This is a genomic window from Pedobacter foliorum, from assembly GCF_013266735.1.
Lineage (GTDB): Bacteria > Bacteroidota > Bacteroidia > Sphingobacteriales > Sphingobacteriaceae > Pedobacter > Pedobacter foliorum.
Genome location: NZ_JABSNU010000005.1, coordinates 374,137 through 393,184 on the forward strand (window position 1 = coordinate 374,137; position 19,048 = coordinate 393,184).

15 protein-coding genes are annotated in these 19,048 nt (G+C 38.3%); 9 read left to right on the forward strand and 6 right to left on the reverse strand.

Translation table 11 applies throughout. From position 1 onward, the window contains the following. The first annotated feature begins 28 nt into the window (after positions 1 to 28). Both aspA and HQN83_RS13160 read left to right on the forward strand, forming a co-directional pair. Positions 29 to 1,438, forward strand: a complete 1,410-nt coding sequence (aspA, locus tag HQN83_RS13155; protein WP_173090805.1) for an aspartate ammonia-lyase — start codon at positions 29 to 31, stop codon at positions 1,436 to 1,438. Further along, positions 1,435 to 2,781, forward strand: a complete 1,347-nt coding sequence (locus HQN83_RS13160; RefSeq protein WP_173090806.1) for an anaerobic C4-dicarboxylate transporter family protein — start codon at positions 1,435 to 1,437, stop codon at positions 2,779 to 2,781. Before aspA ends, HQN83_RS13160 begins: the two co-directional genes overlap by 4 nt. Before the next feature lie 177 nt (positions 2,782 to 2,958). Here HQN83_RS13160 and HQN83_RS13165 read toward each other — a convergent pair whose 3' ends face one another. Then, positions 2,959 to 3,861: a helix-turn-helix domain-containing protein gene (locus tag HQN83_RS13165; protein WP_173090807.1), complete on the reverse strand. Its 903-nt coding sequence runs from the start codon at positions 3,859 to 3,861 to the stop codon at positions 2,959 to 2,961. A 79-nt stretch (positions 3,862 to 3,940) separates the two neighbouring features. Here HQN83_RS13165 and HQN83_RS13170 point away from each other — a divergent pair, with 79 nt between their 5' ends. The 6 genes from HQN83_RS13170 (at position 3,941) to HQN83_RS13195 (ending at position 11,878) form a co-directional block, all read left to right on the forward strand. Beyond that, the gene (locus tag HQN83_RS13170; protein ID WP_173090808.1) at positions 3,941 to 6,340 is read left to right on the forward strand and encodes a TonB-dependent receptor; all 2,400 of its coding nucleotides are present in this window, start codon (positions 3,941 to 3,943) and stop codon (positions 6,338 to 6,340) included. Between the two features lie 18 nt (positions 6,341 to 6,358). After that, entirely contained in the window at positions 6,359 to 7,681 is a 1,323-nt protein-coding gene (locus HQN83_RS13175; RefSeq protein WP_173090809.1) for a hypothetical protein, read from the forward strand. Positions 7,682 to 8,000: 319 nt separating this feature from the next. Further along, the gene (locus HQN83_RS13180) at positions 8,001 to 8,981 is read left to right on the forward strand and encodes a bifunctional helix-turn-helix transcriptional regulator/GNAT family N-acetyltransferase (RefSeq protein ID WP_173090810.1); all 981 of its coding nucleotides are present in this window, start codon (positions 8,001 to 8,003) and stop codon (positions 8,979 to 8,981) included. Between the two features lie 3 nt (positions 8,982 to 8,984). Then, on the forward strand, positions 8,985 to 9,800 hold the full coding sequence (gene panB, locus HQN83_RS13185) for a 3-methyl-2-oxobutanoate hydroxymethyltransferase (protein WP_173090811.1): 816 nt from the start codon (positions 8,985 to 8,987) through the stop codon (positions 9,798 to 9,800). 48 nt (positions 9,801 to 9,848) lie between these two features. Continuing rightward, positions 9,849 to 10,994, forward strand: coding sequence for a pyridoxal phosphate-dependent aminotransferase (locus HQN83_RS13190; RefSeq protein WP_173090812.1), 1,146 nt, complete (start codon positions 9,849 to 9,851; stop codon positions 10,992 to 10,994). Positions 10,995 to 11,029: 35 nt separating this feature from the next. Beyond that, positions 11,030 to 11,878, forward strand: coding sequence for a prephenate dehydrogenase (locus HQN83_RS13195; protein WP_173090813.1), 849 nt, complete (start codon positions 11,030 to 11,032; stop codon positions 11,876 to 11,878). 23 nt (positions 11,879 to 11,901) lie between these two features. Here the strand turns inward: HQN83_RS13195 and HQN83_RS13200 are convergent, their stop codons facing one another. Continuing rightward, a complete protein-coding gene (locus tag HQN83_RS13200; protein ID WP_173090814.1) occupies positions 11,902 to 12,846 on the reverse strand; it encodes a phospholipase D-like domain-containing protein in 945 nt (314 codons plus the stop codon). Positions 12,847 to 12,909: 63 nt separating this feature from the next. On the opposite strand from HQN83_RS13200, the gene HQN83_RS13205 reads away from it, so the two are divergent. After that, entirely contained in the window at positions 12,910 to 13,278 is a 369-nt protein-coding gene (locus tag HQN83_RS13205) for a VOC family protein (RefSeq protein WP_173090815.1), read from the forward strand. Between the two features lie 3 nt (positions 13,279 to 13,281). Here HQN83_RS13205 and trhA read toward each other — a convergent pair whose 3' ends face one another. From trhA to HQN83_RS13225, 4 genes are all read right to left on the reverse strand, one after another. Further along, positions 13,282 to 13,920 (reverse strand): PAQR family membrane homeostasis protein TrhA, encoded by a 639-nt coding sequence (gene trhA, locus HQN83_RS13210; protein WP_173090816.1) that lies wholly within the window; start codon positions 13,918 to 13,920, stop codon positions 13,282 to 13,284. 242 nt (positions 13,921 to 14,162) lie between these two features. Beyond that, positions 14,163 to 18,029 (reverse strand): TIM-barrel domain-containing protein, encoded by a 3,867-nt coding sequence (locus HQN83_RS13215; protein WP_173090817.1) that lies wholly within the window; start codon positions 18,027 to 18,029, stop codon positions 14,163 to 14,165. Positions 18,030 to 18,179: 150 nt separating this feature from the next. Then, entirely contained in the window at positions 18,180 to 18,803 is a 624-nt protein-coding gene (locus tag HQN83_RS13220) for a hypothetical protein (RefSeq protein ID WP_173090818.1), read from the reverse strand. A 1-nt stretch (position 18,804) separates the two neighbouring features. Continuing rightward, positions 18,805 to 19,041, reverse strand: a complete 237-nt coding sequence (locus HQN83_RS13225) for a hypothetical protein (RefSeq protein ID WP_173090819.1) — start codon at positions 19,039 to 19,041, stop codon at positions 18,805 to 18,807. Between the last annotated feature and the right edge of the window lie 7 nt (positions 19,042 to 19,048).

A 19,048-nucleotide genomic window follows, 5' to 3' on the forward strand; every position in this document is an offset into this window, starting at 1 on the left:
CCATTTATACTATCTAAACCAAATTATTATGGCATCTTTTCGAATTGAGCATGATTTCTTAGGTGAAAAAGAAATTAGCAATGACTGTTACTATGGCGTTCAAACCATGCGCGCTAAAGAAAATTTCGATATTACCGGTATCCCAATTGGTAGTGAACCTCTTTTTATAAAGGCCTTTGGTCATGTTAAAAAGGCTGCTGCATTAGCCAACAGAGATTTGGGTATTTTAGATCCTAAAAAGGCTGAAGCCATTGCTTATGCTTGTGATAGATTGATAGATGGTGAGTTTACAGATCAGTTTGTGAGTGATTTAATACAAGGTGGTGCAGGAACTTCGACCAATATGAATGCAAATGAGGTTATTGCCAATTTAGGACTCGAATATTTGGGTCATAAAAAAGGGGAGTACATTCATTTACACCCAAATAATGATGTAAACCTTTCGCAAAGTACAAACGATGCATACCCTACAGCATTTAGAATTGCAGTTTACCTTAAAATAGCAGCGTTTTCTATGGCACTCGAGAAATTGCAAAAGGCCTTTTATGATAAAGGAAAAGAGTTTGAGGATGTTTTAAAAATGGGAAGGACTCAACTTCAGGATGCAGTACCTATGACCTTAGGGCAGGAGTTTAATGCTTTTGCAACCACTTTGGGCGAAGATGTAATGCGCATCAGAGAAGCCTCTCTGCTCATCACAGAAGTAAATATGGGAGCAACAGCCATTGGCACAGGTGTAAATGCCCCAGAGGGATATTCTGCGCTGTGTGTAAAATATCTGGCAGATATCAGCAAGGTTCCTGTAGTACTTTCGGCCGATCTGATTGAAGCAACTTATGATACAGGGGCTTTGGTGCAATTGAGCGGTACGTTAAAACGTAATGCAATAAAATTAAGCAAGATATGTAATGATTTAAGGCTATTAAGTAGTGGCCCTCGTTGCGGTTTGAATGAAATTAACCTTCCGGCCATGCAACCGGGGTCATCTATTATGCCTGGGAAAGTAAATCCGGTAATACCTGAATTGATGAATCAGACCTGCTTTTACGTGATTGGTGCAGACCTAACAGTGACCATGGCAGCCGAAGCCGGACAGTTACAGCTTAATGTAATGGAGCCGGTAATTGGTATGGCATTGTTTACTTCATTACAATATTTAACTAAAGCCTGCAACACACTTAGGAAGAAATGTGTTGTCGGTATTACTGCCAATGTGGAGCACAGCAAAAATCTGGTAATGCAAAGCATAGGAATAGTAACGCAGTTGAATCCAATTTTGGGTTATGAGGAATGCGCATCTATAGCCAAAGAGGCCCTTAAAACAGGTAAGTCGGTTTACGAGATTGTAGTGACAGAAAGAAAATTGATTACCCAAGCCAAATGGGATGAGGTTTATTCCATCGAGAATTTAATCCACCCTAAATTCATTGCACAATGATATTCGTGCAATTAGGCATTTTGCTGGCCATGATCCTTATTGGATCCAGAATGAAAGGCATTGGTCTGGGAGTAATGGGAATGGTAGGTTTACTGATTTTTGTGCTGGTGTTTAAAATGACACCTGCAGAACCACCTATACCCGTACTACTAATTATTCTGGCTATCGTAACCACCGCTGCTACTTTACAGGCAGCAGGTGGTTTAGATTATCTGGTTAGCATTGCCGAACGTATCATTAGAAAAAATCCAAGCCACATTACTTTTATAGCACCTTTTACAACTTACTTTTTGTGTTTATTTGCCGGGACTGCACATATTGTGTATTCCCTTTTGCCGATTATAGCGGAGGTTTCTGCTAAGCAGCGTATACGTCCGGAAAGGCCACTGTCTGTTTCCGTTATTGCGTCCCATTTAGCCATTACTGGAAGTCCAATGAGTGCGGCGACTGCTTCACTGGTAACTATTCTTGCTTATTCTTCTGCTTCAATAGACATCATGAAGATTTGTATCCCGGCTGCTATTTGTGGAATATTTGCAAGTATTTTGGCAGTTCGTAAAAAGGGACTGGAGCTGGATCAGGATCCGATTTTTATAGAGAAAATGAAAGACCCTGAGTTTGCACGTTCAATGAGCACAGGTACTGTAGAGAATGGTGTATCAAGCTATACACCTGCGCCGGGGGCTAAAACTGCTGTAGCAATATTTGGTGTTGCAATCTTACTTATCATCTTTTTTGGCGCATTTCCGAACTATGTTCCATACGTTGGGGGCGGAAAGAGTTTTAGCGTAAATGCTGATGGAACCATTAATCTGACTACTTTGATTATTATGGTTACGCTTTCTGCTTCGGCATGTATTATGCTTATTACTAAAACCTCAGCCGCAAAAGTAGCTAAGATGAGTTTGTTTACTTCAATGGCTACTGCTGTGGTTTCTGTGCTTGGTGTGGTGTGGATGAGTGCTACTTTTATGTTAGCCAACGAAACTGTAATTGAGAATACTTTTAGGGATATCGTTACAAATCAGCCGTGGACTTTTGCAATTGCTTTATTCCTGATGGGAGCTTTAACTTTTAGTCAGGCTGCAACAACCAGAACGCTTATGCCAATGGGAGTTATGCTTGGAATCACCAATCCTCATTTGTTGGCCATGTTTCCGGCTGTAAATGGCGATTTCTTGTTGCCGGGCTACCCAACTCTTGTTGCTGCAATAGATTTTGACCGAACGGGAAGTACAAAAATTGGGAAGTTTGTAGTGAACCATAGTTTTATGCTACCGGGTATGGTTGCAATAACGGTAACGATTATTGTAGGGTTTATTTTAAGCGGAGTGCTGTTGTAAGCTTCTCCACCTCCCCGTCATCCTGAATTTATTTCAGGACCTCGCACTAGCAAGGTTTTCTTTCTCTTGAGAGGTCCTGAAATAAATTCAGGATGACGATGGTTAATAACAACGGTGCCTAACAACAACGAGTATTAATAACAACGGTGTCTAATAACAACGATAACTCTAATCCAATTACCCTATTAAAACCCCAAAGTTCTCAAACACTACAGACAAATCTTCAAAGACAATCAAGAGAGATAGCTTAAATGATTTGATCTTATTAGGCAAATAACCAAAATACTTTTTAAAGGCACTAGTGAAATGCGTGGCGTGTTTGTATCCCATTTTTAAAGAAAGCTCTGCAATAGTAATATCCTTCTCAATAAGCATAGTCTTAGCCTGTTCCATTTTATACTGGTTCAGGTATCCGAATACCGTTTCTCCGAACGCAATTTTAAAATTGCGTTTAAGGTTAAACTCGTTAGTACCCACCATATGAGCCAGTGTGCGTAGGGAAAGCTTTTCTCCGGTATGATTGAGCAAAATTTCTCTTGCCTCATTCATTCTTTCCAATTCTTCTTCTTTTAATTGTAATGGCTGCACCGCTGTTTGAGGCTGTTCAAACTGAGCGATTTGTAATGCCAACAATTCAATTACTTTCGACTCCAACAAGAGTTGATCGCAGAACCCCTTAAATGGTGAGTTTTCAAGGCGTTGTAATATTGCACTAATCTCCGGGGTGATGTACATGTTTAACAGAGATAATCTAGAAATCTCTTCGGTGATCAGCCCACTGGTTAATTTTTGATAAGCAGGGTGATTATTCGGTAAATATCTGTCTAGAAAAGAAGTGCTGAAGTTAATGCAAATGACTTCGTCATTCGCATCTGCAAGTATTCTACTAACTTTAGGAGGAATGCAGAATAGGTTATGTTGCTGACTTTCAATCTGTCCATAGGTTGTAAACTCGTCTATATTTGAAAATACTAACTTTCCCCTGAGCACAAAAATCATTTGGAATGTTGGCAAAAATTCATTTCTGGTGTTCTGTCCAAATTCTCCCTTTAGCGTTAATTCTACTCCCGTTTGCGTCATATACAGCGTCTATCTTTGCGGCGAAGTTATTGTTATTAAGACTGCTTCTAAAGAAAACATTAAAAAAGTTACACACACCATGAGACATTGTCTATTAATTGTTCTTCTATCGTTCTTTACAACAATAGCATTGGCACAAACCGGAAACATATCAGGTATTGTAACTGATCATCACGGAAAACCAGTTGCCGGTGCTGCAATTACACTAAAAGAGCTTAAGAGAACAGCTGCAACAGATGATCAAGGGAGGTATGAAATAACATCGGTTACTTATGGTAAGTATACTTTGATGATCAGCTCTGTTATTACGGAACTTAAAAGCATAGTAATCAAGGTTGATGAGGAAACAACTGTAGTGAATGTTCATGTGAAAGGGATAGCAGATAGAGAACTAAAGCAAGTAATGGTAGAGGGAAAGTCGAAGAAAAGAGAGATTGAAACTTCGGGCTTTGCGGTGAATGTGGTTGATACTAAGGCAGCATCATTAAGAAATTTACAAACCAACGAGTTGTTGAATAGGACCGTGGGGGTTAGGGTACGACAAACAGGTGGTTTTGGCTCTAATTCTGATTATAACCTAAATGGCATGTCGGGCAGAGCTATCGGAATCTTTATTGATGGTATCGAGATTTCCACTTATGGTTCCTCTTTTAACCTTAATAATATCCCGCCATCTATGATTGAAAGGATAGAAGTATATAAAGGAGTTTTGCCGGCACACTTGTCTGGCGATTACCTGGGAGGAGGCATTAATGTAGTATTGAAAAAGGGAGCGCAACGCAATAACCTCACTGCATCGGCCTCATATGGTTCGTTTAATACCCAGCAGACGGATTTGAGTGGGATGTATCGCGATACTAAAACCGGTCTTACCTTAAGGGGATCAGGGTTTTATGGTTATTCAGATAATGATTATGAGGTATGGGGGAAATGGGTTAAAAATCAAAATGCAAACGGAGTAGAGTCGCAAACCAGAGGCAAACGCTTCAACGATGGTTTTAAAACTTACGGTGGACGCTTAGAAGCTGGTTTTACCGATGTAAAATGGGCTGATAACTTCATGCTGAACTACAATGGTTCCTATACTTACAAAGAAATACAGCACGGTCAATACATGTCGGTGCCATATATGGGTAGGTTTTCAGAATCTAAAGCCCATATTATTGGCTTAGATTATGTTAAAAAAGACTTTTTGCTAAAGGGATTGAAACTGACCTTTAATGGTGTGTATAGCGACAGGAAGGAATATCTTCAGGATACGGTGAGCTATAGGTACAACTGGGATGGTAAGCCAATTATTGATATCCATGGTAAGCCATTCAAATCCAGAGAAGGAGCCCAGCAGGGGCCTGCTAGTATGGCCGATATTAATCGCCAAATTGGATCATTGAGGGCTGGTTTGAGCTATAATATTGCGGATGGCCACAAGTTGGTATTTAATCATGGATTCTATACGGTAGACAGGCAAGATGCGGATCAGCTTAAAACAATCCTGGAGCAGATGTATGACATCACCAGTGATTTAACAACCAATGTAAGCACATTTACTTATGAAATGGATGCGCTGGACAATCGGTTAAAAACTAATGTGTTTGTTAAATATTACCAGCAGAACATAGAGAGAGTAGAGCCTCGGGCACAAACTGTAAACGGACAAACTACCCGGATAGAAAAGATCACTAAAAGTAATAGGAATTCTACAGGTTATGGATTTGCGGGCTCTTATGCGATAAAACCTAACCTGGTCTTGATCACATCGGCCGAAAGAGCGTTAAGAATGCCAGGAGAAGGTGAAGTATTTGGCAATCAAAGTTCAAATTTATTGCCTAATCCTAATATCAAACCAGAAACCAGTAACAACTTTAATTTAGGGTTTAGAGCTGGATCATATGGTCTTGGAGAGCATAAAGTTTCGTTGTCTGTATCAGGGTTTCTTAGGAATACACAGGATAAAATTGTGATCAGGTCTAACGACAGGCCGGTAACTGTGATGCCTACTTCAGAAAGTGTCAATCTTCCGGGAACGAGGTCTATAGGTTTTGAAGCTGAGCTTAACTATGTATACCGCAATCTGAATGTAATGTTGAATACGTCAAAATTCAACACCCTTATTAAAGATGAAGTTTCTCCATATCACAATAAGCAAATTCCTAACGAACCTTTTTTTACCGTAAACGGGAACGCTCAATATAGAATGGACAATGTACTACAGAAAAAATCTACACTGAATCTGTACTACAATTTTGGCTTTGTAAATCCATTTGAAACCACCTGGATGCCAACACGTGATAATTATTACCGCACACCTACCCAATTTATTCAGGATGTAGGAGCCAGCTATCTGTTCCCGAGCAAAAAGGTGGTTGTCAGCTTTGATGCAAAGAACATATTCAACAAAGAAGCTTACGACAATTTTGCCTCTCAAAGACCGGGAAGAGCTTTTTACTTAAAATTAAACTATACCATTAATAACTTTTAAAATCAATTTATAATCAAGATGAAAAGACAATTTTTAAAACTCCTGATGTTTGGAGCTGTCGCAACAGCGATGACTATAACAAGTTGTTCAAAAGATAAAGAAAACCCTGCACCGGAAGAAAATCTGGGCGACGCTGATCGTTGGGTTACAGTTTCTGGTGCTTTAATGGGAACAACTGCAGGTGATGGCAACGGTGGTACCATGGTGTATTCTGTAAGTGTAAATGATGCAAAGAATCCTGATAAATCTATCGATGTTTATACGAATGGTTTTCCTGTAAGATCGCAACGTACTGCTCGTTTACAGTCATCTATTGATGGGAGTGTACTTTTCAATATTGCCTACACAGGTCCAAATGGAGGTGAGTTTTCAAAATATAAGGTAAATGGTGGTAGCAGCTATACTGAATTGAGTGATAAGGTAAATATCGCAAATTATGCAACTGCCTCTCCAAGATGGGTTAAGCTTTTTGATAATGATCAAACAGGTGTTGCGGTTAATGTTTCCGGTGTAAAAATTACTACTGAAGCAGATGGCAAAACTTATAAATATGCTAGAGGAACATCGACTGTATTGTCTTTAAATTTACAGGCTGCAGGTATTAAAACCTATGAGCAATATGAAATTCCACTTTCAGCTGAAGAAGAGGCTAAAGGATTTTACATTGGTCGTTTAGATGGGCCGGTGTTAAACAAGGCCGGAGATAAACTGATCATCGGTGCTTCAAGAAGTAAATACGATCCTGCAACAGGACAATCTGACAACACTGGTAAAGTTAAGATATCTTCGAAATCTTTAGTAGTTGATTATCCTTCTTTGAAAAACCCTAAATTGATATCTTCTACTGTTAGTCAAGGTAACACCAATGGGTACCGTAGTTTCAACGCTTTCTTAAGTGAAGATGGGAACATCTATCAAGCCACTCAAAATGGGCTTAATGGTTCGCATATTCTAAAGATCAACCAAAGCAATGAATACGACAACTCTTATGTGTTTAGCCTGGATGCTGCATTGGGTGTAACTGGAACTTATGTAGATGCCTGGAGATATGCAGGAAAAGGAATTGGCTACGTAGTTTACAGTGTAGCAGACAAAGGTGGGTACATTGCTCGTATAGATTTGAATGCAAAAACAGCAACAAAAGTTGCTATTCCTGATGATGTAGATTTAAGTTTTGGTCAATATCAAGGATTTGTAGTGAATGGAGATGAGGTTTTTGTAGCAGTTACTCCAGTTGGTAAAGATGGTAACATCTATATTATGAACAGCAGAACAGGTGCCTTAACTAAAGGAGCCAAATTAATTAACAAAACAGGAAATCATTATATAGGTATATTCTAGTATAATAATTAAAGTTTCGACTGATTTATAAAAACGGGTGTCCAAAAGGGAAGATCGTCATTCTGAATTTATTTCAGAATCTCACAATTGCTACACAAAACCTGCTTAAACGAGATTCTGAAATAAATTTAGAATGACAATGAGCATATTCGAATAGTAATTAAACCTTTTTGGACACCCTCTTTTTTGTAGAATAGCCTGAGTAATTAAGTGCTTTATTGTTGAGGTAAAGTACTTTTTATGCTGTACTAGTGAAAATGTTTGCGATTCAATAGGCTATTATTTAGATTTGCATAACTGGTTATGTAATTGATTATGTATGAAATTATTTGAAAGAACAGGTAAGATGGCTTTGGGTAGTCGTTTACGATTGATGACTGCAAAATTAACAGATGATGCGGCAAAGATATATGAGCTATATGAAGTAGAATTTTCGCCAAAGTGGTTTCCTGTATTTTTTGTCCTTTCCGAAGATGGTGAAAAGACAATTACCGAAATTGCCAATGAAATTGGACATTCACAGCCATCAGTTAGTAAGATTATACAGGAAATGACGGCTGCGGGATTGGTTCAGGAAAACAGGGAATCGACTGATAAACGACGAAATGTAGCAGCATTAACCAACAAGGGTATAGATATTTCACAAAAGATTAAGGTGCAATGCGGAGATGTGGATGCAGCGGTTGAAAGCATTATTTCGGAAGCCAGACATAATCTTTGGGAAGCAATAGAAGAATGGGAGTTTTTGTTGGAACAAAAGTCATTACTCCGAAGAGTACAGGAACAAAAGAAACTGCGAGAAAGTAAAGATGTACAAATTGTGCCATATGAGGAACAGTATCAAACGGCTTTCAGATCGCTCAATGAGGAATGGATTTCCACTTATTTCCAAATGGAAGAGGCTGACTACAAGGCTTTGGATAATCCTAATGAATATATTCTGGAAAAGGGAGGGAAGATATTTGTAGCCTTATATAACAACGAGCCCGTTGGTGTTTGTGCTCTGATCAAAATGAACGACCCTGATTACGACTTTGAACTGGCAAAAATGGCTGTTTCACCTAAAATACAAGGTAAAAATATAGGCTGGCTACTTGGTCAGGCAGTAGTTAATGCTGCAAAGGACTTGGGCGCAACCAAAATTTACCTGGAAAGCAATACTGCCTTAAAGCCGGCAATTAACTTGTATCAAAAGTTAGGCTTTATCAAGGTGGTTGGCAGATCAACACCCTATGAACGCTGTAATATCCAGATGGAGCTAAATCTTAGCAATCAATCAAAATCACAATTCATAAAATAACTTATGTCTCAACATAAAGAAGTAAAACGGATAACAACAAATACCCTTCAAAAAATGAAAGCAAGAGGCGAAAAGATCGCCGTGTTAACTGCTTACGATTACTCCATGGCAACTGTTTTGGATGATGCCGGATTGGATGTTTTATTGGTAGGTGATTCTGCTTCCAATGTTATGGCGGGTCATGAAACTACACTGCCGATCACATTAGATCAAATGATATATCATGCGCAAAGTGTAGTAAGAGCTGCTAAAAGTGCATTGGTTTTGGTGGATTTGCCTTTCGGTAGTTATCAAGGCAATTCTAAGGAAGCTTTAAATTCCGCCATTCGTGTGATGAAAGAATCAGGTGCCCACGGACTGAAGCTTGAAGGAGGTGCCGAAATTTTGGAATCAGTGCACAGAATAATTGCTGCGGGAATTCCTGTAATGGGCCACTTGGGTCTAACCCCGCAATCCATTTATAAATTCGGTACTTACACTGTAAGAGCTAAAGACGACGCTGAAGCTGAAAAACTAAAGAGCGATGCTATGGTACTACAAGAGGCTGGATGTTTTGCATTATTGCTAGAGAAAATACCTGCAAAATTGGCTAAGGAGGTTTCCGAAAGTTTGCACATCCCAACAATTGGTATCGGCGCCGGAATGCATTGTGATGGACAGGTCCTCGTAGTGAATGACATGATTGGCCTTACAAAAGGATTCAGACCACGTTTTCTTCGCCAGTACTTAGATTTGTATGATGGTATACTAGATGTGGCACAGCTATATATTAAAGATGTTAAAACTGGTAATTTTCCTGACGAAAAAGAACAGTATTAGTTAATTTATTCTATAATTCTCATAAATTAGCACACCAATAAAACATTAATGATTGCAAAAAGAATGGAGGGGGTTAGTGAATACTACTTCTCCCAAAAACTGAGGGAAATAGAAACTCTTAATAAAGAAGGTAAAAACATCATTAACTTAGGTATCGGTAGCCCCGATCTTCCGCCTCATCCAGATGTGATTAAAACATTACAGGAAGAGGCTGCTAAGCCAGGAGTACACGGTTATCAAGGATATAAAGGCATCCCTGCATTGCGACAAGCTTTTGCAGATTGGTACCAGCAATGGTATCAGGTAACTATTAACCCTGATACCGAAGTATTGCCGCTATTGGGTTCAAAAGAAGGTATCATGCACATCTGTATGACCTATTTGAATGAGGGCGACGAAGCATTAATACCTAACCCGGGATATCCTACCTATGGTAGTGCCGTTAAACTGGCTGGTGGTAAATCTGTAAGTTATCTGTTAACAGAAGAAAATAACTGGTATCCCGACCTTGAAGCATTGGCGGCAACGGATCTAAGTAAAGTCAAACTAATGTTTGTAAACTACCCGCATATGCCTACAGGTCAGCAGGTGGATGTTAAATTGTTCGAAAACTTGGTTCGTTTTGCAAAGGAAAATAGTATCCTGCTAGTAAACGATAATCCTTATAGTTTCATCCTAAACGACAATCCTACAAGTCTTTTGTCGATACCGGGAGCTAAGGAAGTAGCACTAGAGTTAAACTCTTTAAGCAAATCACACAATATGGCTGGTTGGCGTATTGGTATGCTTTGTGGGGCTAAGGAGCGAATTGAAGAGGTGTTGAGGTTTAAGAGTAATATGGATAGCGGTATGTTTATGCCATTGCAATTGGCTGCTGCTAAAGCGTTAAGTTTAGGTCAAGATTGGTATAGTCATATCAATAGCATATATTCGGAAAGAAGGGGTAAAGTATATGAGATACTTGATATTTTAGGTTGCAGTTATGAGCTTACTCAAGTAGGTTTATTTGTATGGGCAAAAATCCCGGATCATTATGCGGATGCTTACGCACTTAGCGATGAAATCCTTTATGGAGCAAACGTTTTTCTTACTCCGGGAGGCATATTTGGTGATCAAGGTAATCGATATATCAGAATCAGTCTTTGTGGCGATCTTTCCAGATTTGAAGAGGCTATAGCCCGCATTAGTAAATAATATAATTGAAGATACATTATAATCGAATTTAGATAATGAAAATAGCAGTAGTGGGCCTTGGACTTATTGGTGGTTCTATGGCTTTGGTGTTAAAGCAAAAGGGCTTTGCCTCAAAAGTACTGGGAGTAGATAACCAGGAGGCGCATACACAGAAGGCACTGGAACTAGGCATTGTAGATGAAATTACCGACCTGAATGGCGCTATAGCTAACAGTGACTTGATTATTCTAAGTGCTCCGGTAAGTGTTTGCACTACATTATTACCACAGGTACTGGATCAGATAACGCATCAAATAGTACTGGATACGGGATCTACTAAAATGTCGCTGCTTGATGCCGCTAAAGGACATCCCAATAGGGGAAGATATATTGCTACTCACCCAATGTGGGGTACAGAATTCAGTGGTCCGGAAGCAGCAACATTAGATGCTTTTGAAGGCCGTGCAAACGTAATCTGTAACGCAACAGATAGTGATAAAGATGCACTTGAAACAGTAGAAAAGTTATACACTTTGCTTGGTATGTATAATGTGTATATGAATGGAAAGGATCATGATGTGCACGTGGCCTATGTCAGTCATATTTCTCATATCACCTCTTTTGCTTTAGCCAACACGGTTCTTGAAAAGGAGAGGGAAGAAAATGCGATATTCGAATTGGCCAGTGCCGGTTTCGAAAGTACGGTAAGGCTAGCTAAAAGTAGTCCAGCTATGTGGATGCCGATCTTTAAGCAAAACAAGGAAAATGTGCTCGATGTATTAAACGAGCATATCACTCAGCTTAGGAAATTCAAGTCCTGCATTGAAAAAGAGAACTGGGCTTATCTTACCGAGTTAATGGAAAATGCAAACAAAATCAAAGACGTATTAGATAGAAAGCAATAACACTATTGTACCCTTCTTCATTGTTATTGCTTTATAGGACCAATATACTTTTTTGCAAGAACAAGATTTGCAAACTTGATGTGGTGTGATTGTCCTACAGGGCTTGTATCGTCATAAAATTCAATCCAGAGGTAGTTCAACTTTAAATTAGGCTCAGTTCTCCATCTAAAGCCTTGAAACGGAGGTTTTTCTTGGTCATTTATCCAGGAATCTGCATTCCAATATCCATTAGGGAAACCGGGTCCCCAATGGCCTACCTCTATACCATCTTGCCAAACTTTAAGTTCTCCGTTGTATGCTGATGCAGGATTGTTTAGTTTAATCATCAATTCAACACACATCCATTTGTCCCATTCAAGCTTTCTGGCTGTTGGGCTACCATTTATCATGTCATTTCCATAGCACTTGTTACCTGCACCAGGTTTCATATCACCCCAGTATAAGTAGGTATCCATAGCAGGGGCATTTACAGGTTCATATGCTATTGAAATTCGCTGATCGCCCAGTCCGCAAATGCTGGCACGCGGATTTGGATAGGACGTTGATGGATTGTAGCCACCTATCCAGACCGACTCATGGTGTATATATCCTTTGGACGACAATGGATATTTTACGTAATAACGAAGATAGATTGTGCTGTCAAATCCTGATTTAAACTGCTTGTACAAATGACCACCATCATTTAAGGAGCCATCATTTGTCATCTTAATAGCCGGAGATAAACTACCCTTAGGTACATCCTGATTATCCAACGACATACCCTTTGGGTTTTTAACGTCCGAATATCGACTAATAATATTACCGATTCCATCGTTAAAGTTTTCGGCGAACAATACATCAGGATCTTGCGCTATACCAATATCATTTAAGTATTTATCAGAAATGGCGACAGTCTTTGCATAGGGCAACGGTTTAAAACTCGTTGTCAGGATTATTAGGGGAATAAAGAGTAGGTGCCTGAGATTCATCTGTTTAAATATATCTAGAATTATTTATTAAGTTTGTTATAACCGAAATAAAAAGCGAATCCTATGGAGCATAAAGTAATATCCATCAGACCATTTATTGGAGCCAAAGATTTTGAACTTTCTAGGAGTTTCTACAGAGATCTTGGGTTTCAGGAAAATGTAATTACACCTGATATGTCTGTTTTTACAACTGAAGGTATGGCATTTTACCTACAGGATGCTTATGTGAAGGATTGGATAGACAACACAATGATCTTTTTAGAGGTAGATGATGTAGATAGATATTGGCAAGAGCTTTTAGCCTTGAACCTAACAGCTAAATATAAAGAGGTAAAGCTTACACCTATTCGCACAGATTATTGGGGTAAGGAGTGCTTTTTACATGATCCTTCCGGAATCCTTTGGCACTTTGGCGAATTCTTTAAAAGCTAATAATTACATAGAAAGCAGTACCGCTACGTAATGGCAAATGGCCGCTGCCAATACCATAGCATGCCAGATTGCATGAGTATAGGATCGTTTTCCAAATAAATAGAAAGCAGTTCCAGATGAATACAGTCCAGCGCCAATAAACAGCATGATGATTACCGATTCAGGAAGCACAGCAAAGAACTTATTCCCTCCAATTAACATCATCCAGCCCATTAGCAAGTAAATGATTGTGGACACTATATTATATTTACCTGTAAACCATATTTTAAAGAGAATACCTAAAAGTGTTAAGCTCCATAACACTGAAAGTAGTGTAATCCCAAAGCTATTGTTCATATAAACCAATAAGAATGGGGTATAGGTTCCGGCAATCAGGAAGTAAATGCTTATATGATCAAAGATTTCGAATAGCCTTTTTACTGCCGGTTCTACTGCCAGATGATATATCGTAGAGCAAGTAAATAGTAACATGAAACAAAAACCATATATCCCGGCGCCTACAATTGCAGGTACATTATTGTGAGCTGTAGCAATTCCTATTAGTACGGGCAAACCGCTAACTCCGAATATAACCCCAATACCATGAATCAACCCATGGATGAGTTCTTGCTTTCTTGTGTACTTAATTTTAATTGCCTCCATTAATTTAATTGTCCCTTAATAGGTTAACAATTGATGGAGGTAAAAGTTGCAATAACTACAAAGAGGGTGTCCAAAAAGGGAAGATCGTCATTCTGAATTTATTTCAGAATCTCACAATTGCTACACAAGACCTGCTTAAACGAGATTCTGAAATAAATTCAGAATGACGATGAGCATATTCGAATAGTAATTAAACCCTTTTGGACACCCTATTTTGTATAAGTTAGTTTTAATAACCTGTATTAAAAACTAACAGTATTTAGGTTCTTATCAACCAAAACTCCATCAAGAGCTTTAAGATCGAATTTAACCTTGCGTTTTACTTTCAGTTTCAATACAAACAGATCCGAATTACCTGATAAAGCTTCTTTGTTACCTAAGTTCACAAAGGTTGCATACAGGGCTTTAGTTCCATTTGAGTGTAGCCTGTCATAAGTCAGGTTCTCCATTTGCTTTGTATTCAATGTTTGTACACCTACAAATTCATAATCCTGAGCATTGTAAGGCAATGCAAAACTTAATGCATTTACAGATTTAAGGTTTATACCTTTCACTTTAACTTCAATGATTTCATCCTTGTTATAGTTCTGTTTTGCTGTGCTTATCTCAAGCTTACCGGTTACTTTATCAATTTTAGTATCATTTACTCCACCATCAAGCTGGGTAGCAACAAGTGAAATATCATATGCATCAATCAAGTTGTTTTTGTTGATATCACCATTGCTGATGTAACCTTCAAAATCAGCATCGCCTTTTCTCAATCCGGTATAGTTAGTATAAGACGTTAAATCGTTCATATCAATCAAACGGTCATTGTTGATGTCACCAGGAAGATAGCTTTCAGTTCCGGGAACTTTGAAAACATACAATTCTCTACCGGAACCAAAATTACCAACACCTTCAGTAACTGAGATTTTGATGTAACGGGCCGATGGATGATTAGAGAAATTAAATACTTTAACCTGATCATTGTTTGCCCATTCAAAAGTACCGGCCTGTGTCCAGTTTTCTTTGTTGTTGCTATAGAAAACTTTACCTTTTAATAATATTCCATTTCCTCTTCCTGTGCGTGGTAGATATTGGAATTTATCTAACTGATTCACTGTTTTTAGGTTCATAATCATATCAAAAGGAACAGCTTTTGCGCTCCATTTCGTATGCCACATGTTACCTTCATCATAATCAAACAACTTATCTATTTCCGATCCTTCTTCATTTGCACAAGTTGTTTCAGCAACAATTCCCGGAATCGCAAACTCTAACGGGTTAGATTTAGTAGTTGCCTTTAACTCTGTCCAGTCAGAATAACCGTCTTTATTTACCGCACGCAGTTTAAACGAATATGGTGTTTCTGCTGTTAATCCATCAAACAACAAAGTAGTGTCTTTGATTGTGGTGTAATGCATGCCATTGAAATCTATTTCATAGAAATCTGCATGGTCTACCTTTGTCCATGTTGGTTTCAATGTATAAGCCTCAATGTTTTTATCTGAAACACCTGCATTAAGTGGGGCAGTTAATTTTCCTGACGAAATACGTTGTGTATTAGCAGGCTCAAATTTGAAACCTTCAATAGTAGCAATTACAGTGTTAGCTGTAATGTCAGTAGCATTTACTTTTATCAGAAGCTGAGGGTTTTTAGCAATCACAACTTTTTCAAATTCACTTCCTTTGGTAGAAAACCTATTTAAGTTCGGAGTTGCATCATAGAAAAATACATTCTCTTTACTCTGGAAGTCATTCATCGAACTTACTTCGGTCAATTTAACCTTATCTTTCCCTATTTTAACGGATAGCTTCTTAGGCTTTTCAGTTACATTTATTACAAACTGAGTTGCCTTATCCTTTACAAAACCATTAAAATCACCTGTTGCAGGGTGGATGGTTACAATTGCACGGTTCTTTTTATCTACTTCAGATTCAATTAAGTTAGAAACACCTTTACCTAATTTGTACTGTTCAGTAGTTCCATCATCATCATACTCCGTAAACGAGCTTTTACCTGATGGATAAACTTCATAGATGCGGATTCCTTTGTTAATCCCCATTACATTATTATTCGGATTTGTTAACGGAATAATTGCTCCGTTTTTAACAAATAAAGGAAGCTTCCATATTGGTGCATCAAAATTGTTCAGGATACTATTTCCAGCATATTTTTCGCCTGTGAAATAGTCAATCCAAATTCCTTCCGGTAAGTAAATGCCGTTGCGGATATCATTGCCTTTATCATCAGATTTTGTTGCCTGATAAATTGGGGCCACTAAGAAATTAGGTCCATACAAGAATTGATATTGTGTTGCAATCCCCTGCGTATATGCATTTGGATATTCCAGGAACATAGCTCTGATCATTGGTAATCCTGTTACCGCTTCTCTGGCGATGCTATAAGTGTAAGGCGTTAGTTCCGATTTAAGCTTTAAATAATTACGGTTGATAGATGTGGTTGGTTCACCAAGTGCCTGCGGATACTTTTCGTTAGAACCCCATCCATCCATATTCAATTGCATCGGTGTAAAGGTTTTCCATTGGAAATCTCTAGTATTGATTGCAGTATTTTTACCGCCAAAAATACCGTCCATATCAGAAGTAATATTAGGCTGACCCGATAAACCTGACCCTAAATAAGTAGGGATATGAAAACGAATATATTCCCAAACACCACCGGTTTGGTCGCCCGACCAGATACCAGCATAACGTTGTGTACCAGCCCAACCATCTAATGATATAATGAAAGGTCTGCTGTTGTTGCCATATTTAGATTGGATTTGAGCTACATCACTAACGCCATTAAGCCCAAATGAATATCCTTCACCAACCCATGCCACGTCAGTTTTTAATACGCGCACACCTGCGTCTTTTACCTCTTTAATAATATCTCTTTGTAATAAAGCACTAACTTCAGGTTTAGGATGAAGATCCGACTGAGTCCACAATCCAATTTCAACCCCGTTTTTATGTGCGTAATCACCTAAGCTTTTTAGGTTTTGAACATTCCCATCTAAAGATTCTGTTTGTCCGTATCCGGCACCATATCCATCATTAGGTAGAATCCAGCCAAATGGCATATCGTTCTTTTTGTATCTGTCGATAACCGCGCGAGCCGAAAACTGATAATTGTTTTTCTCACCATTAAGAGATTCTTTTATCCCACCATTATCTTTCTGACTTTCTTGATAGCGTTTGCCATCTTCAAACAAAATCCCTTTTTCATCTTCCTTCCAGAAATCTCTGTTATAAGCATTTAAATGTCCCTGGTAAAAACCAAATTTCGGTAACAGTATAGGGTTTCCTGTCAACTGATAAAAGTTGTTTAAAAGTGCAGCAGCACCATCTCCAGCCATAAAAAAGACATCAAGATAGTCTGTTTCATGCGATAGTTTAACCAACCCTTTTTCTTTAGCTCCAAAATCATATTTACCTTTTTTGAAGGTATACCACATGAAACCATAACCATTAGACGACCAGTAATAAGGGGTAGGAGATGCAACGCCACCATCTGTCCAGCTATTCTGATTTTCGATAGATATCGCTCTTCCCTTGTGCGAGAAACGTCCATTCTGTACACCGCCACCATAGAAATACTCCTGAGGATTTTCTTTTAAGGATAGTGTTACTTCTCCTTTTTCAAAGCGGGGAGGTGCTGTTTCTTCTAAAATGACTGCCTTGGTAGCCAGATTAGTAATCTTTAATAATGTGGTATTCTTGTCAATTTGAACAGCAATCTTATCCGTTGATATCGTGATTTGATTATTCTCATCAGTCAGATTTAGTTTAGCAACTGATTTGCGAGGGTTATCAACCAAAATCTTAGCTTCTGGCTTAGCTTGTGGATCTCTGATAGCTCCACCAGAATTGTCCTGAAAAAGCCTGAAAATGTTGTCACCATAAAAGTCTAACGTCAGTTTTTGATTGTTGGAGAGCAGCACCTCAATTACAGTTGGGCTAATCTTTTTTGCACTAATAACTTTCTGGTTCTGTTGTACTACCTGTTGAAAGGTGGTTGTTTTTTGTACTGCTCCGGCAGGTAATTGGGAGATCAGTAATGGAAAAGCTAAGGCAAGCAAAGCTGTGTTTTGAGGTTTAGAACTCCAAAATGTTTTCATCATAATTTATTTAATAAATTTTCTCTGACATCTTCTATGGAGAGGCATCAATTTATTTAGGTATTAGTTGTTCCAGAAGGTTTCTTTGAAGCCGCCAATATATAAATTTAATTTGTGCAGAATAGTATTATTTTACACAAATTAAAGGAGGTATTACTTTAAAAAAGTTGGCTTGTTGAATGAGTTTTTTGAATAATCCTTATTTACCTTAATGATTTCATATCCGCTAATGTCTTTGCCAATAGAACGGACATACTCATTGAAATATTGAATATAAGAAAGTGGATTCTGCTTGTAATCTATCAGTACTCCTTTTTCAAAACTCATAATCAATTCATTCTCGTGTTTAATTCCAGTATGAATGAAATGAGCATTATTAAAGTAATAGTAGCAATTGGCGAGGTTCTTAAAATTAAGATCAAAGTTTAGTTTAACTTCTTCTTTAGTTATATTCAAACCATTTTCTTCAATTCTTCTTAAACCAACTCTTTCTAAAGAGGCAGAAGGTGATTCGATAAACAGTTGAAATAATGTGAGATTGTAGCCTTTTTGAATTGCTAAGTCAATTAATGGGAAAATATTTGTGTCACTTAATATATTTTCAAGAATAATATGTTTTGCTGCTAAAATGCTCTGTCTGAGAATAGGGTACGTATTTTCTCTGAAAGCATCAGGCATGATGATTTGATAATCCTCAAGTTGGTTAATCCTTGATCTTATGAAAGTAGATTTGCCTGCAGCATTGCAACCCGAAACGATAATTAACTCAGGTTTCATATCACTTTGTAGAGAGTACTGTATCCTTTACTTCAATAGGATAACCTTTTGCATCATAGATGATCTCTATATCTACCAGATAACGTTCACCCGTAGGGAGTTCTTTAGTGTAGTGAGTATCATCTCCAGCTTCTTTACAATAGTAGGGATTACCAAGTTCAAAAGCACGCTGGCGTCCAAGTTCATGCATGTTTTTGATACCTTTTAACAGTTGTTTATGAAAGCTTGCTTTCTCCATTTGAGGA

Coding starts and splice junctions, on each gene's coding strand:
- aspA (WP_173090805.1), top strand. CDS start 29: ATGGCATCTTTTCGAATTGAGCATGATTTCTTAGGTGAAAAAGAAATT.
- HQN83_RS13160 (WP_173090806.1), top strand. CDS start 1,435: ATGATATTCGTGCAATTAGGCATTTTGCTGGCCATGATCCTTATTGGA.
- HQN83_RS13165 (WP_173090807.1), bottom strand. CDS start 3,861: ATGACGCAAACGGGAGTAGAATTAACGCTAAAGGGAGAATTTGGACAG.
- HQN83_RS13170 (WP_173090808.1), top strand. CDS start 3,941: ATGAGACATTGTCTATTAATTGTTCTTCTATCGTTCTTTACAACAATA.
- HQN83_RS13175 (WP_173090809.1), top strand. CDS start 6,359: ATGAAAAGACAATTTTTAAAACTCCTGATGTTTGGAGCTGTCGCAACA.
- HQN83_RS13180 (WP_173090810.1), top strand. CDS start 8,001: ATGAAATTATTTGAAAGAACAGGTAAGATGGCTTTGGGTAGTCGTTTA.
- panB (WP_173090811.1), top strand. CDS start 8,985: ATGTCTCAACATAAAGAAGTAAAACGGATAACAACAAATACCCTTCAA.
- HQN83_RS13190 (WP_173090812.1), top strand. CDS start 9,849: ATGATTGCAAAAAGAATGGAGGGGGTTAGTGAATACTACTTCTCCCAA.
- HQN83_RS13195 (WP_173090813.1), top strand. CDS start 11,030: ATGAAAATAGCAGTAGTGGGCCTTGGACTTATTGGTGGTTCTATGGCT.
- HQN83_RS13200 (WP_173090814.1), bottom strand. CDS start 12,846: ATGAATCTCAGGCACCTACTCTTTATTCCCCTAATAATCCTGACAACG.
- HQN83_RS13205 (WP_173090815.1), top strand. CDS start 12,910: ATGGAGCATAAAGTAATATCCATCAGACCATTTATTGGAGCCAAAGAT.
- trhA (WP_173090816.1), bottom strand. CDS start 13,920: ATGGAGGCAATTAAAATTAAGTACACAAGAAAGCAAGAACTCATCCAT.
- HQN83_RS13215 (WP_173090817.1), bottom strand. CDS start 18,029: ATGATGAAAACATTTTGGAGTTCTAAACCTCAAAACACAGCTTTGCTT.
- HQN83_RS13220 (WP_173090818.1), bottom strand. CDS start 18,803: ATGAAACCTGAGTTAATTATCGTTTCGGGTTGCAATGCTGCAGGCAAA.
- HQN83_RS13225 (WP_173090819.1), bottom strand. CDS start 19,041: ATGGAGAAAGCAAGCTTTCATAAACAACTGTTAAAAGGTATCAAAAAC.